The sequence below is a fragment of the Aeromonas sp. QDB62 genome (assembly GCF_027705695.1).
Lineage (GTDB): Bacteria > Pseudomonadota > Gammaproteobacteria > Enterobacterales > Aeromonadaceae > Aeromonas > Aeromonas allosaccharophila.
In genome coordinates, this window is record NZ_JAPDCD010000020.1 from 42539 (window position 1) to 57168 (window position 14630).

A 14630-nucleotide genomic window follows, 5' to 3' on the forward strand; every position below is an offset into this window, starting at 1 on the left:
ACCACCTCATTTACCCGCAAAACCCCTCTCGATTTGCCCCAAAATTGCCCCAAGAATGCAGCCCAACCACTCGACCAAATCGCAGGCATAGAAAAGCCCGCTCAATGGCGGGCCAATCCGAATCCTTCCGCATCACGCTGACACGGTGGCTTCATCGCGTAGTTTTCCCAGAATGCGCGCGATCTTGCTCTCCTCCTCAGGCGCCAGGTCCAGCGTCTCAACAAACTCTTCCAGTTCGCTTAGTAGTGATTCCATCCGATCTCCCCCTTGCTCTCCCAGTCTCTCGACTGTGAAACACTGTATACACATACAGTAAACTTCTTGAGTTTATCATTTTCGGACTGATTTGGGTATTAAAAATGGGGCCGCAGCCCCATCAGTATCAGTCAGCCTTGTCTGGCATCATGCGCTGTATCCTGTCAACAAGCGCCCTGCGCTCCTGAGGACAGAGGTCGATAACCTCCAACTCCCCCAGCAGTGCATTCAACTCAACCTGCAGTTGGGCGGCGCTCATTGCAGACCTCCCGGCGCTGGGTGCGAGTTGACAAGTGGGTGCTCCTGCTTTAACTCAGCAAGCATGTCGCAGGCGTGAATGTACGCCATTCCAGCTAGCTCCATTGCGATATCTTTCAATCCATCGCTGTTGTCGTCGCATACCTTGATGCCGCCGATAATCTCCTCAACCTCGGCAAGATACCAAACGGCCCATTGCAGATCTGTCCACTCGAGGTCTTCACCAGCTGGATCCTGTAAAGCATGGATCGGAACAACCTTGTTGTCGCTCATGCTGCGCCTCCAACTTCCAGCAGTGTGATGATCTCGCCAATGGCCTTCATGCCGGCGTCGTTGTAGCGGAACGACTCCACCTGCTTGGGCGAGTTTGGCGATTTGTCGAGAAACACCTTGCCGTATTGCTCGGTTTTCAAGCCGTGCTCATTGGCGAGGCGGCCCACCTTGTTGGCACTGATGCCGTAGCGGTCGCCCACCTCCGTGGCTGTGTAGTAATGCTCAGTGAGCAATGGCAGCGGAATGATGTCAGCGCCCGCCACTGGGTTAACCAGTGACGCGGTAATGGTTTGGCGAGACACATCGCTCAGGTGGGGGAGCAGATTACAAATGGCCTGAGCATTCTTGATCTGCTGATCGAGCGCTTGGGCGCGCAACGTGACAGCCTTGGCCAAGCGCATGTCATCCAGCGCGGCCTTGGCCGCCTTGCTGCCCGAGAGCTCAACCGCCTTTTCAATGTCGCCGTGGCGCAGCGCTTGAGCTGCGGCATAGACCTGCACTTCAAATGAAGCATCGATCCAACCGGCGTACTTCATGGCGACCAGCTCAACAGCCCAAGTGCCGCCATTGCGCCCTTTGGTGGATTTAAATGCAGGAATTCCTGCATTTTCGGAAACAACGCGAGCAAACTCACGGTTTGTTTCCACATCAAAGAAAGCGCCTGGTCGCTGGCTCTCTGTTGCCTTGCCCAACGCCATAGCTGCCTTGTGCAGATCGTTGAGGCAGTACATGCCGTCAGCCTTCACTGCGATAGAATGGCTCTCGATAACGATGGCATTGACTTTCGTTTGTCTATCGGATTGATGTATATTCATGTCGTACACCTTACGTGGTTGTTGGGTTACATCCTCGGCCTTGACGGCTCCACCCGTCTTGGCCGAATTCTTTTCGCTATTTGCTAGCATTCTCCAGTTCCTCTTTCTTCATCATCTCCTTGAAAATCATCATGATCTCGCTGTTGATGCTGCGGCCATTCTCAACGGCGCGATGCCCCAACCATTTGCGGATCTCATTCGGCAAGCGCAGTGACGTGTTTTTGATCTTATCTTGTTCCATCTTTGTCTCCGTTTGTTGACTTCACTATAAAGGCAATGATTGCGCGACTTTACTGTGAGGTCAACTATTATTTTGAGGTCACTGTAAATTCATCTTTCGTTGTTGTTAAAATGGGGGCATATAAACAAACGTTGGTTGCAACCTCGGCATGAGCAAAGACATACAGAAAACCGCATTACGCCTACCAAGAGACCTTCATACCGCCATCCATGAGGCTGCTGACGCGTCAGGGCGCACCATGAACGCCGAGATCGTCTACCGGCTGCAAAGAACTTTTGACGATGACGCCGCGTTTGCTGAGCGTGATGGAGTAAAGTACATAAAAGACATGCGCATCGATCGTGCGGCGTACACGCTGCCAGCAGGAACTGTACTCACCCCACAGGAGATCGACGAAAACGACCCGCGCTACAATCCGGATGCCATAACGGAACAGCTCAAAGAGGTTAGAGAGTTACTGGAGACCATCACGAAGGAAATGAAAAACAAGAAGAGCTGATGTGATCGCAGTCACTGACGCACAGCCTCAAACGATGCAGCATTTGATTTTTGCAGATAGAAAAGGAGAATCTTGATGCGTGTAGCATTCATCGCTGCGCTGGTGCTTTTGTCTGGTTCAGTATCAGCAGACTGCATTGGAACTGGTAACTTTAAGACCTGCTATGACGATAGCGGGAATACATATACCGTTCAGAAATTTGGCAACTCTACTTATGTCAACGGGCAGAACCCCAGCACGGGATCAAGCTGGAATCAGCAGAGCCAGCGACTTGGCAATAGTACCTATACCACCGGCCAGGATGCTGATGGTAATTCTTGGAACAGCACTGCTACAAGAGTTGGAAATTCAACCATCATCAACGGTACAGATAGTGATGGCAATGCTTTCAGTCAGACCTGTAACGAATATGGCTGCTACTAGCCATTCACCAAACTGATATCAACACATTCAATGCAAATCCAACCAGAGCAATAAAAAAGCTGAATGCCATAAAGTCATCCAGATCGCTCCGGCTGGATTTGCTGAAACACCAACACCCTGCTGCAAAAGGTATCAGTGCCAGGGTGAAGCTGAAACTGAACGCTTTCAGCGCCACCACCATCATCACTAACGCAAACAGTATCCACATGGTCAGGTCCTCACTGGTCAGGGCCCAGCTTACCCCCTGTTGTTCGGGGCAAGCCAGGGCCGCGCAACGGAATTGGACATCCCACAGGTTGTCGCTTTACCATTTATGGTAAAGTCTCACCATGCGACATCAAGAGGTAGCCACAGCATGAAAGACAACACCGTCAGCAACAAATATGGATTGCCACAAGTGCAGAATCGGCCACAAATCAAGGCTGAAAAGAACCTGTGCCTGAACGGTGAAGAGGGCCGCCAGATCATCAAGTCTGAGACCAAGCTGACACTGAAGACCCACGAAAAGACCTTCACCCGTTTGGCTGATATGTAATGGATATCATCCAGTTTCCTCCCGCTCGGGTGCTGGAGATTAACCACTACATCCTAGGTGCGTCGCCTGGTCACCAGGGGCCTGCCAGCATAGCGTTATTGGAGGGGGCGCTTGGCCGCATCGACAACGCCATCGCCTACAACGGGCTAAATGATGTGTTTCTCATCGCCGCAAAGTACGCAATGGCCATCGGTACCGCTCACGCCTTTTCAGATGCCAACAAGCGCACCGGGCTCGCTGTCTGCCTTGAGTATCTCTCCCTCAACGACTTCGAGATTGAAAGAGATAACGAGAAGCTGGCGGACGCCATGGTTGACCTTGTGCTTGGCGAGCTGCCAGAAGAGTGGTTTGCCGATATCCTTTACGCGCTTTGGTTAGAAGAGCAAAAAACCGCCTGATTCCCTTTTTATCAGGCGGCCGCCATTCCCCATCAATCTGCGAAGCGCCCCTCCTCTCTCAGGTACTCTCGGTTGCGATTGAGGTATACCCCGCCCTGAGTTCGCTCGTTGCTGCGAAGCTTGGCCTTGAACGACAGCGCCAGGCTCTTGCCGGTGATACGCTCGCCTGGGTGGTGGATGGCATTGAACATTTTGATGCGCTCCAGTACCTCTTGCACCTCGTCCATATCACCACTCTTGCGGGCCATGTAGTAGTCGGTCAGCAACTGGGAGCGCTTATCCGCGATGCGCTTCTCCTTGCCTTTGATGTATTCGCGGGCGTCGTAGTTCTTGGCCATTTGGGCGCTACCGAAGCCCAACCCCTGCATGGCAACGTTCCAAGTCGAAACATCATCCATGATAATGTCTCCCTTGATGGTCTGCTCCCCTTCCGTCGCTTGGCGATAGGCCTTGGCAACATCGCGGATCGACTTCGGCAGCATGGTTTCCAGCCCGCGCTGAATGTGGCCATCTGTCATCTGCCCCGCGCCACGCGCCAGGTTGATGCCAATCCCGGCAACCGGTCCCAGAAGTTGCTGAACAGCGTGCCATGCCAGATCGTCCCCCTCAGTCCCCTCCTTGGGGCTGCGCCACCACAGATCGCCCAGCCCGGTGCGACCAGCAATGCTGAGGTTAGTCAAGGCATCCATCGGCCCTTTGGCTAACAGCTCCCCGGTGCGGGGCCCTAACGCCTCGGTCAGTGCCAAGCGGAACGAGGCCTCACCACTGCGGTCGTCATCGTCATCTAGCCCTGCCGCTATCGCGTAGGCTGCAAAGGTCAGTGGAGTTGGCAATCCCATCACCCCCGCCATCACCCAGTGGGTGGCGAGCACGCCACCAAGGGTCTTGGCTGCAAGCTTGCCATCGGCAATCGCTCTGAGGTCATCTTGCGTCAGCTCCTTGCCAAGCACTCCCTTCTTCCAAGCCTTCAGCGACCCAGCTTGGGCGGCCTTGATGGCATTGGAATAAATTACGTAAGTCATCATCTGGCTGTAGATCTTGAACTGGGTTAGTACCTTAGTGATGTCGTTTCGCATATAGCGTGGGCGGTTGCTTGCGGCGTAGTTGCCGTGGCCGTCATAAACCATCTCAGCCACCCGGTCAGCGTATTGCTGGCCATTCAGCGTCGGCTCGGCCTGCTTGAGCAAGCGGTAAGCCGCCAGGGCGGCCACCTCACGGTTGAGCACTTCGGCGTTGTGGAAAGTGGCTCCAGCCCAGCGCATGGCCCGTCGCCAATGTTTCCCCATCGGCTTGGCCTCTTGCTGGTCAGTGTCTGCCTTGGCTGCAATGCTATGCGCTTGAGTTAGATCCAGTGCTCCAGCGCGGTAAAGCCTGTCCAGAATGGCACGCTCATCTGCTGGCAAAGTGGTAGAGCGGGTCAGGGAGTGCCATGCCTCGGTGGTGCCTGCCTTGAACTTACCGTGCTTCACATAATCCCTCAGCGCCTGAGTCATGGCGACAGCGGATTTAGCAAAGCCATACTTGGCCCCCAACTGGGGCAGCATAACGGTGAAGTTCTGGGTCATGTTGACCACGGCAGAGGCAACTGATGGTCCGATGTAGTAGAGAAAACCGATATTACCGGCAGAACCCGCCCACGCTTTGCCGGTTGGGTTCATGTTCAGGTCATGACGCTTGTTCATCTCGTTGAGCACCTGCTGAGCTATCTCCAGGTCTTCTGGCTTGAGGCTGCTTGGCTCTCCAGCGACACCAGCCCGGATCTGCTCGCTTAGCTTGTCCAACTCCCCCTGCATCTTGTGGCCATAGCGGATCTTGGATACGTGGCGGGCATAGTGGTAGACGCTGTTGAGATAGGCGCGGTGCGCATCACGACTGGCCCCCTTCACCCGACGGCGGTGAATGGCATGCTTGGCGTATGACGCATCCGGCATCATGCGCAGCATGGCTTGCCAGATCTCGTCTTTCAGGGCGGTCTTGCTGACCCCGTCAGCGCTATCGAGAAAGCTCAGCATCTCCATGCCCAGCTGGTTAGCGTTGGCGCTGTCGCCGCCCCCCTCCTCCTTGACCGTCATCACAGCGTTGTAACCGTCGCGCTGGTACTGCTTTACCGCCTGCTCGGCATCGGCGCGGCGCTCGAAGTGCTCACGGACGTACTCATCCCCCTTGCGAGCTTTAACCACGTAGTCACCGTAGCGGGTCAGCGGGAAGTAAGGGCCATGCTGGAGGGCGTGCTCCATCTTATGGCGCATCTCGGCCGCCATGGCGCGCCCCTCGCTGACTCCCAGCAAGTCCTCCAGTCGCTGCTCTATCGCACCGCGCAGAGATTCCCACTGCTTGGTGTAGGTGTCCTGCATGGTGCCGTAGAGTGCCTTGGCATTGGCTGGCAGCGAGTTGTACTGCTTGGCCAATTCGGTGTGATTGCGCTCGATGATGTGCAGTTCTGCTTCATAGGCTGCTCGAGTCTCCGGTTTCTTGGCTCGTTCTACCTTCTGTTTGGCCTCCTGGTAGTAGCTGTTCTCATCCAGTGACTTGTCCGGGTGCAAGCGGGCCATGGTGGCATCGTGCATCAGGTTGGACAGATCCGCCTTCACCTGCTTGTCCAGCGCATCCCACAGCGGGTCGATCCGGGTTTCAGCATCCAGCAGGATGTCGTTACGATCAGCCTCCATCTGAGTGCGCAGGCGCTGGTATTCCGACACAGCCCCGCCCGTGATGTCGCGGTACACCTGGTCAATCTGCAGGTCGGTCAGGGTGCCGAGCATCACTGGGCGCCCCTGCTTCATCCAGTTCTTCACCGAGCCAAGTGCAGCACCAGCTTGGTAAACTGCCTTTTGCGTGATGGATTGCTCAAGGGAAGGGCTGTTATCAGCAACACTCTGGCTCATCTTGAGCCCGCCCTTCTTTGCTGGCTGTTCAGACTCCTGACTGAACTTATGACCACCATCCGGTCCGCCATTGTCAGGGCCGCCGCGCTTCATCTTCTTGCCCAGCCCCTCAATCAGCACTCTGGTTTCGGCGGCAGTAATGCCACCAGGCACAAAGCCGACAGTGCGCAGCGCCTTGGTAACCCATGCCACCACTTGATCCCAGCCGCGGCGCCAGGCGCTCTGCTCCAGTTCGGCCAGGTGGGCGATCACCTCCTCGGCCTGCACCCCGACATCCTCGCCAGCGTAATGGGTATCTACCCAATCCCACACAGCCTTCATGCTGGGGGCGCTCTTCGATTTGATGATGCGGCTGATCAGCTTGGTGTACTCGCCATCGCCCAGCACATTGGCCAACCCGTAGTGGGCCAGCACCTCATGGCGCAGGATCTCGCGCATCCGCTTGGGGTGGGCGATGGTGTCGGCGGCCACATGCAGGGTGCCGTTGTCATCATCGAACGCGGCGCGGCGGATCAGGCCGTCTTTGGCTGCCAGCCCCAGCGCCTGCTCCAGTTCGGCCTGGGTCGCGTGGATCTGCACATCAATGCCACTGGCGCCACGGTACTGCTTGAACCACTCCTTGGTGACCAGCTCCGCCTCTTTGCGGGTCAGGTGCTTGGCTGGCTTCTCGCCCTGCGCCATAGCTTGCTTGGAAAAGCTGATAATGCGTTCAGGCTTGTCGTCTTTGGCTGGCTCATCGGCTTGTTTACCGATCACCTCCCGATCGCCACGAATGTTCTGCTTGGTGCGCTCTCCGTTGCGAATGCCTTTACCAACGGCCTTTATCAGGCTGTCCAGCTCATGCTCTTTGATGGGGCCTTTCACCAAACCAGCTTTACGCAGCAGACGAGCGAATTCGGTCTTGATGTCATTCCAGGCCTGAATGGTGCGGGGCGGCAGCTCTTTCTCTGCGATATGGGCAAAGACCTCCTCCGCCTGATGCAGGTCACTCTTCTTGCCATAAACAGAATCGCCCGCAATCTGTTTCCAGACTGGGGCGATCCACTTCTCGTTCTTGGCGTCGATCAGCTTCTGGAGAAGGCGCTGCTTATTCTCTGGCGTAAACGTGTCAGCGCCGTAGTGGCCCAGCAACTCATGGCGTAACGTAGTGATGAGGTCCGCTTTTGCTCCTGATCGGCCAACCTCTCTGCCTCCAACGCGCCCCTGATCCTCGCTGAAGCTGCGCTCTCGATTGCTCCCTCTATCGGAAGATACTCCATCCCTTGCGTTCCGTGAGACGACGGTGACGATGGATTTACCTGGGTGGTAGGCACCTTTGGTTTTGTCTCCGAGTCCTTGTTCATCGATTGCTGGTCCATAGATCTCATTGGCCTTTTCTCTAATAAATGGCTCAACCGGAATGTTGCCATTGTAGTCCTTTAGAAAATCGTCCACGACTTTGCTCGCCTCGTCAACAGAAAGCCCTTCCTGCTGCTGTGACATGCGCACGTTACTGACTGGCGCGGTATCGGCTTCGATCTGCTGAACCGGCTCACTGGAGGCTGGCGCGGCGACAGGTGCAGGCACTACCGGTTCTGGTTGCGCCACCTCAGAAACAGCAACCCCGGCATCAGGGGCCGGGGCTGTCAGTGTTTGGTCATCTTGCTGCTGTCCATCAGGTACAGGTGCAGGCGCAGCGAGATCTGCCCGATCTCCGGATCCAGCTCGGTCGGTGAGTCCGGCAACGGCTGGTCCAGCGCCTGCTGCAGCCGGTTCGCCTGCGCCAGGCTGATCGCGTTGTCCTTCACTGCTGATTGCAGGTACTGGGGTAACTGGCTCATTGCTCACCTCTGCTTGGGGTTGGTTGCCGGGGATCACCTCTCGGTATCCGGTATCGATGGCTGGTGCTAGTTGGCTGGCCTCGCCCGCTGTGGCAGACGGTGCCGGAACTGTGTCAGCGCTTACGTTTTTGGCTGGCTGATCAGATGGTTGACGCATGTCGGCGACATTGATGTCGTCGACTTGGGACGGGGTTGCTTGCGCGCCGCGCGGGGCCATGCTTGCTACGGCGCTTTTGTCGATAACTACATGCTCTGTCTGGCCGCGCGGGTCGGTGCCGGTGACCACACCATATCCCTGACTCACCAACTCGTTGATGTAGCTTTCAGAAAGGCGGGTAATATCCCCCTGCTTGTGCAACACCTTGGTGCCAGGCTTAATCTTGACATCGTACAGGGTGGGCGTGCCGCCCATCATATCGGCGTAGGCTTGCGCTTGGTGCGCGTCCTGCTCGCTGGTGCCATAGAAGCCACCATAGACACGGCCCTTTTTGCCCTGCTTCTGACCACTTGCGCGGACAATCTGAATATCCTGCTCGCTCATGCCTGGATTGCCGGAACCATGAACGATCACCATGCCATTTTGCGCGATCTCAGTCTTTCCGTCTTGGCGATCCTGCTGGGCCGAATTGCTTGACGGTTGCTTGACTGCGCCCTGCTGCGCTTGGGCCTGTTGCACCTCACCGATAGCCGCTACCCCAAAGCCACCTCCATTGAGCGGCACCGGCATCTCCTGGCCCTTGCGGCTGGCCATGGCCGCCTCTTTCTCGGTTGCGAACGGCTTGCCTTTGCGGGTGATTCGGAGTGTCTGGAGCGGGCCAAATACCGAATCGGTGGCACTGCCTGCCTGCTCGATGGACTGCGCCACCGGGCTGCGCGGATCGCGGGTGGACTGCTCGCCCATGCTGGTATCGACCTGATCCCGTGACAGCTTGGGCGGGGTATAGGCGCTATTGCGCGGGTCAGCGCCCGGCGTGCCCCCGGCAAAGAGGGTCTCTGACTGACCGATCTTCAGGGGCTGGTTGTTCAGCTCGCGCTCACGGCGGGCCAGATCGGCGGCCCGTTGCTGCTCGGCGCGCAAGTCATTGCCATAGACCACATTGCGGTGCGGCAACTCGTTACCCACCTCGCTGGCCTCACCCTCAATCACCGCGCCCGGCAGCTCGCCAGCGGGCTTGGTGGAAGATGCCTCTAGCGGAAGCAGATCCCCCTCCTGCCCACTCTGCCAGTGGGTGCGCTTATTTCCTCGATACTGCGGACCGGTGCCGGCCTGACGATCATCATGATCACCCGGTGCCGCAACCGCCTTTCCCTTGGGCTTGGCATTGGCATCACCGGCAAAGATAACATCCTTGAGCGGCAGCGCTAGGCGCTGGTTCTCCATGGCCACTTGCTGGGCGCTCTTATTGCCAGCGAAAGGGTCAACCCCGAGCTCACCGGCCTGAGCTCGCTCATAGAGGCTCTTGCCCTGATCACCCGCCTGCATCTGGGAGGCAACCAGCTCCTGCACTGACTGGCCAAACTCACCAGCCAGGGCGCGCTGCACCTCGCTGTCGGCAGCCATGCCTTTAAACCGCTCCGCGGTATCGTCGCGGCGCAGGTAGGCAGGCACATCACGCAGCTCGTCAAACTGGCTGGCGCTGGGGCCGAGCGGGTTCAGATCTCCCTCAGCCTGTGTGGCGGAGGGCGCCTGCTCGCCACCCTCCTGTGGACCGAATGCAGAGACCGGACCCCCTGCGGGGCCTGCTGCTTCCTCCGTTACCGTCGCGGAAGGTTCTGAAACCGGATCGGTCCCTACGTCCTCCTCTGGGCCGGCATGCTTACTACCTCGCGCCCCACCGACAGCACCTACCGCACCACCTGTCCCCATCCCTATCAAGCCGCCCTCGATCGCGCTCGACATGACCCCCTTCATCGGGTCGATATCGGCGGCGGCCACCTCGTTGAGGGATTCGTTGACGGCGTATTGCTGCACCCCCTCCTCCAGGGTTTCGCTGATACCCTCACCTGCAGCCCCCTTGGCAGCACCTTTCAGCACTCCACCGGTGGCCGCCTTGCCAGCCAGCATCTTGAACAGCATGGCGTCGCCCATCATGGAGCCCATGGCGGCAGCTCCCCACACCTTGGCGTCGCTCATAGTGGCTCGGCTGGCCAAGTTGGCCGTTTCCTCACGGGCCAGCCCCAGCTTTTCCTCATCAGAGAGATGGGCGGTCTGCTGATCCTGGTCGATGCGAGTAAACGACTGGCGGAAGGTATCGCTGCCCGCCAGCTCGTCAAAGCTCATGCCCAGCACTGTGTCACGAGTGTTCACCCCCGCACTGCCGACTGACCCGGTCGCACCAGTGGTGATGGCGGCGCCGGTGGCAATTTTAGACACGGCCTTGGCGGCAACCGCTTCGGCTATCTCCTGGGTCGCGCCACGCTTGAGCATGGTCGCGGTGACCGCACGGCCAATAGAGGCTTTGGCTGCCAACCCTGTGACGCCGCCAGCCGCCATGGTCGGCAGCAAGGAGCCAACCCCCTGCGCCATTTTCATGGCCCAGACATCGATATCCCCTGCGCCATCCCCCAGGGTCAACCGGCCTTCTGGCGTTTCATCGACCAGTCGGCGTCCCAGTGCCTCCTTGGCGTCAGCACTCATCCCATCATTCAGTGATTCCGCCCCAGACGCGGCCAGATCACCTGCACCTGCGACCACATCCAGAACCGGGCTCAGCTTGCTGGCCATATTGGCGCGAGCCTGCTCCAGGTAATCGCCTCCCTGCTTGCCAGCGTTCTCCTTGCCAAACTGGCTTGCCTGCCTGGCCAACTCACCAATCCCGCCAACCAGATCTAGTGCGCCAGCGCCCACGCCGCGTGCCACATCACCCAGGCCAACATTGAGATCGCGCTGTGGGGTTTGGGCGGCAGACGGGGCGGCAGCCGCTGACAGGCTGCTATCGAGATTGCTCCAGAACGGGTCTGTGCGGGTGTCGGATAGTTTCGGTTGTGGCAAGGCGTCGCGCAGTCCAGGCTTGTCCATGGTGTCCTCGGCTTTTTGTGCAAAAGAAAAGCCCCGACCGGCGAACCGATCAGGGCTTGATATGGGGAGTGCTGGCCAATAAGCAGACTGGCCGACTATGGAGAGATGCTAACGCTGGGGGGTTGGAAAGGCAACTAGCGGCGCGCTTGCGCCAGACTGATGGCCTGATAGGCGCCTGCCTCCGCATCACGCAGCCTGCTGGCTGTCACGGTAGCTTGCTCCTCTTTCTTCTGCTTGGCCGCCTGTTGGCGCCACAGCTCGAACGCCGTGTTCATCCGCGCAGGGTTGTCCATCAGGCTGCTCAGCTTGCCGTGCTGGTTTGCCTCCTTGATAAACTGCAGGCGCTCAGGATCGCCACCGGTCCACGCCTTGAGTGGCGCCTCCTGCTTTGGCTCATCCGTTTTTGTGGTCAGGCCGTAGGTTTCAGCCAACGCAGCTTTGCTCTGCTCAAGTTGGGCATCCAGCGCATCGAGCTGCAGGTCTTTATCCTCCGCATTGCTGGAGGAGATCCTGGCGCGGTTCTGGCCGTGCTGCTTCTCAAGGTCAGCAACCGCCTTCTTGTAGCCAGCCTGATCCGGGCCTGCCGTCAGGCCGAGCGAGGCGCGCAGTTGGTCAGCGTTGCCGATCATGTGTTTGGCCAGCGCCGCCCGCTGATAGGCTGGTTTCAGGAAGTCATTGATGGGGATCACCTTGGGGGTGTCATCCGGCGCAGAGGTCCGGTTATTGGTGACCGGGCGGACGGCCTTGCTGCCGTCGTCGTAGGTCACCTCCACCCCCAGCACCACGCCGCGCCCATCAGGGGTGATCATGATGTTGCTCAGCTGCTTGCCGGTGATGGTCTTGCCGCTATCCGGGTCGATATCGCCAACCCCCTTATTTACCTCATCCTGATAGAGTGTGCCGGCAGCCTTGATAAACTGCGGGTTGTTCACGGCTGCATGCCCTTCCGGTGTGGTCGGGTCGAGCTTTCCTTCCTGAGCCAGGCGCACCAGATTGCCAGCATGGGTGACAAAGGTCTTGCCCGCCTCGGCATAATCCGGCTGCAGATAGCGCTCCGGATTAAATGAACCCGCACGCGGATCTCGCACAACCCCCCAGAATTTCTCGCCCGGGTCTTTGCCCTCGACCACAGCCTGCCAGCCAGACTGGATGATGGGCCGATTCTCCTGTTGGTACGCCTGCTTATCCCGCTCCTTCACCTGCCAGTCATACTCCTGCTTGCGGCGCCCCTCTTCTGCTTGGGCAAGGCCAAGGTTGGCATTTCTGTAAGCCTGCATCCCCTCAGACTCTTTCTGCCTGAGGCCTAACTCCTGTTTCCACTGTTCTTCAGCGGTCTTCGTGCGCTCTTTGTCATGCTCGAAGCTGGCCTGCCGAAGAGAGAAGTCGCGATCTGAGTTCTCCTTGTTCTGCTTCACCATTGCATCGCGCAACCCCAGTTCGCGCTCTTGCCGAGCATCCTCTTTCTGCCCCCGCTGATAGTTATCCATGGTGTTGAACCCGGCCAGAAAGCCTTCTGCCAATCCTGATACGCCCATCACTCACCCCCTGTTAAAACAAACTGTCAGCCAGAAAACCAACGCCACCACCAACCAGCGCCCCGACAGGGCCGCCCACCATCATGCCGATCCCGGCCCCCGTGCCGACCGCGCTCATAGTCTGCCCCTTGCGGGCAGTCTTGAGGTTTTCGTTGGCCGCCTCCAATTCCTGCTCCCGATTGGCCGCATCACGCAGCCCCATCATCCCCTGCTGGCGCGTCTGGGCGCCAATATCAAGCAGTCCGTATCCCATCACATCCCCCCACCGGTTTTAATTGCCTCACGCAGCCCGGCATCAGCGCCGGTCAAGATCCCCATCTGGCGCGCCTGCTCCTGCTCGCGCAGACCGTTTTCCGTGCCTGCGGTCATCAAGGCCGCACGCAGCCCCTGGCTGTTGTCGCTGGCGTTGCTGCTTACCCCCATGCGGGCATTGCGATTTGCCGTGGCCTGCTGGGCCGAGCGCAGGGCGTTGGCGTTGTTCTCATCCACCCGGCCGAGCTGCTCCTGCAGCAGCTGGCCGTTGGTGGCCAGCTCCATCAGCTCCTTCTGCTTGGGGTAGAAGCGCGTCTTCCAGTCCTGGTACTGCTCTCGGGTGATTTTGGCGTAAGTGTCTGCGGCGTAACCCATCGCTTATCTCCCTCCAAAATAGGTGTTTGCTTTTGGGTTGTACGTCCTGTTGTCAGCCAGCGTTTTCGTGCCATCAAGATACGAAGGTGCGTTGCTGTTATCTGGCTTTTCAACATCCTTCAAACCGTACTTTCTAAACGCAGCGCCGCCGACAGCGCCAACCAGACCAGCGGTTGCCTGTTGGCTCTGGAATGAGCTCTGGGCGTCACTGGTGGCCTTGCGCAGGCTGGTAGTGGCCACATCGCCCATGGCAGCCAGCGATTCAGCCTTCTGGCCAGCGCCAATGCTCACCACATCCTTGAGGCCAGCTACATACTTATCTTGCTGGCTGGACTGAGCGCGGTTAGTGGTGTCGGTCTGGCTCAATGCCTGATCTGTCTCCAGATTGGACATGGCAGACTGATACTTGCCGCTGGTCGGATCCACGCCGCCAGCCGCCATGGTGTCAGCCAGACCGGCACGCGCCTCACCAAACGTCTTGGCAGTCCCCAGCGCGGCCGTGCCAGCCAGCTTGTCGTGCTCGCGTTCGCTGTTGAGGTCATCCACCTTGTCAATGAAGATGTCCTCATACTGCTGCAGGTCGTTCTTGTAGAGATCCCACTGCTCCATGGCCACATCGGCAGCCGCCTTCTGGGCTTCCGTCTCCTGAATTTCGTTAGAGCCACCCTTGCCCATCGCTCACCTCACAAGTTGATCTGAAACACAAAGAGCCCGTCAGCATCGTCTGGCTGACGCACCCACCCCATTCTTGGCGCCACTCTGAGCCACCCCTTGCGCGCAGAGTGAAAGCGCAACCAGCGGGCACCTATCATGCGGGCCAGCCGCTTCACCTCCGGCAGGTGGCGCTCTGGCGCACCACCATCACCCCAGCCGACCCATACCAGCACGCCGGTAGTGCCCTGCTCGCTGACCGGCTTCAACACGAAGCCGTCATCGCCACGCACAAACAAAAACGCCACCCGGTTACGGATGGCGTCTTGCAGTTCGGCGGATAGCCTGGGATTACCAGTGTCGCTGGCTATTCGCGATAGGTATCGATTCTGCATT

16 protein-coding genes are annotated in these 14630 nt (G+C 58.3%); 4 read left to right on the forward strand and 12 right to left on the reverse strand.

The genetic code is table 11. The features are described from left to right. Positions 1 to 132: 132 nt before the first annotated feature. From OKC27_RS11635 to OKC27_RS11655, 5 genes are all read right to left on the reverse strand, one after another. Positions 133 to 255 (reverse strand): hypothetical protein, encoded by a 123-nt coding sequence (locus tag OKC27_RS11635; RefSeq protein ID WP_270806255.1) that lies wholly within the window; start codon positions 253 to 255, stop codon positions 133 to 135. 127 nt (positions 256 to 382) lie between these two features. Next, entirely contained in the window at positions 383 to 514 is a 132-nt protein-coding gene (locus OKC27_RS11640; protein WP_257520022.1) for a hypothetical protein, read from the reverse strand. Beyond that, on the reverse strand, positions 511 to 786 hold the full coding sequence (locus OKC27_RS11645; protein ID WP_270806256.1) for a hypothetical protein: 276 nt from the start codon (positions 784 to 786) through the stop codon (positions 511 to 513). The genes OKC27_RS11640 and OKC27_RS11645 overlap by 4 nt, the downstream gene beginning before the upstream one ends. Further along, positions 783 to 1691 carry a KilA-N domain-containing protein gene (locus OKC27_RS11650; protein WP_182785840.1) on the reverse strand — a complete coding sequence of 303 codons (909 nt, stop codon included), beginning with the start codon at positions 1689 to 1691 and terminating at the stop codon, positions 783 to 785. The genes OKC27_RS11645 and OKC27_RS11650 overlap by 4 nt, the downstream gene beginning before the upstream one ends. Next, positions 1678 to 1842: an Arc family DNA-binding protein gene (locus tag OKC27_RS11655; RefSeq protein WP_081250441.1), complete on the reverse strand. Its 165-nt coding sequence runs from the start codon at positions 1840 to 1842 to the stop codon at positions 1678 to 1680. Before OKC27_RS11655 ends, OKC27_RS11650 begins: the two co-directional genes overlap by 14 nt. Before the next feature lie 148 nt (positions 1843 to 1990). Here OKC27_RS11655 and OKC27_RS11660 point away from each other — a divergent pair, with 148 nt between their 5' ends. Next, complete coding sequence (locus OKC27_RS11660) at positions 1991 to 2341, forward strand: Arc family DNA-binding protein (protein WP_270806257.1); 351 nt, start codon at positions 1991 to 1993, stop codon at positions 2339 to 2341. Between the two features lie 75 nt (positions 2342 to 2416). Beyond that, positions 2417 to 2764, forward strand: a complete 348-nt coding sequence (locus tag OKC27_RS11665) for a hypothetical protein (RefSeq protein WP_080944317.1) — start codon at positions 2417 to 2419, stop codon at positions 2762 to 2764. Between the two features lie 4 nt (positions 2765 to 2768). On the opposite strand, the gene OKC27_RS11670 is transcribed toward OKC27_RS11665, so the two are convergent. Beyond that, the gene (locus OKC27_RS11670; protein ID WP_244775954.1) at positions 2769 to 2972 is read right to left on the reverse strand and encodes a hypothetical protein; all 204 of its coding nucleotides are present in this window, start codon (positions 2970 to 2972) and stop codon (positions 2769 to 2771) included. A 147-nt stretch (positions 2973 to 3119) separates the two neighbouring features. Between OKC27_RS11670 and OKC27_RS11675 the strand changes: the two genes are divergently transcribed. Both OKC27_RS11675 and OKC27_RS11680 read left to right on the forward strand, forming a co-directional pair. Next, a complete protein-coding gene (locus tag OKC27_RS11675) occupies positions 3120 to 3299 on the forward strand; it encodes a hypothetical protein (RefSeq protein WP_033137226.1) in 180 nt (59 codons plus the stop codon). Next, positions 3299 to 3697 (forward strand): type II toxin-antitoxin system death-on-curing family toxin, encoded by a 399-nt coding sequence (locus tag OKC27_RS11680; protein ID WP_270806260.1) that lies wholly within the window; start codon positions 3299 to 3301, stop codon positions 3695 to 3697. Before OKC27_RS11675 ends, OKC27_RS11680 begins: the two co-directional genes overlap by 1 nt. A 32-nt stretch (positions 3698 to 3729) precedes the next feature. On the opposite strand, the gene OKC27_RS11685 is transcribed toward OKC27_RS11680, so the two are convergent. From OKC27_RS11685 to OKC27_RS11710, 6 genes are all read right to left on the reverse strand, one after another. After that, on the reverse strand, positions 3730 to 11421 hold the full coding sequence (locus OKC27_RS11685; protein WP_270806261.1) for a PLxRFG domain-containing protein: 7692 nt from the start codon (positions 11419 to 11421) through the stop codon (positions 3730 to 3732). Between the two features lie 134 nt (positions 11422 to 11555). Further along, positions 11556 to 12956, reverse strand: a complete 1401-nt coding sequence (locus OKC27_RS11690) for a hypothetical protein (protein ID WP_270806262.1) — start codon at positions 12954 to 12956, stop codon at positions 11556 to 11558. 13 nt (positions 12957 to 12969) lie between these two features. Further along, positions 12970 to 13209 (reverse strand): bacteriocin, encoded by a 240-nt coding sequence (locus OKC27_RS11695; RefSeq protein ID WP_270806263.1) that lies wholly within the window; start codon positions 13207 to 13209, stop codon positions 12970 to 12972. Beyond that, positions 13209 to 13583 (reverse strand): hypothetical protein, encoded by a 375-nt coding sequence (locus OKC27_RS11700; RefSeq protein WP_270806264.1) that lies wholly within the window; start codon positions 13581 to 13583, stop codon positions 13209 to 13211. The genes OKC27_RS11695 and OKC27_RS11700 overlap by 1 nt, the downstream gene beginning before the upstream one ends. Before the next feature lie 3 nt (positions 13584 to 13586). Next, a complete protein-coding gene (locus OKC27_RS11705) occupies positions 13587 to 14258 on the reverse strand; it encodes a hypothetical protein (protein WP_270806265.1) in 672 nt (223 codons plus the stop codon). 8 nt (positions 14259 to 14266) lie between these two features. After that, positions 14267 to 14629, reverse strand: a complete 363-nt coding sequence (locus tag OKC27_RS11710) for a hypothetical protein (RefSeq protein WP_270806266.1) — start codon at positions 14627 to 14629, stop codon at positions 14267 to 14269. Between the last annotated feature and the right edge of the window lies 1 nt (position 14630).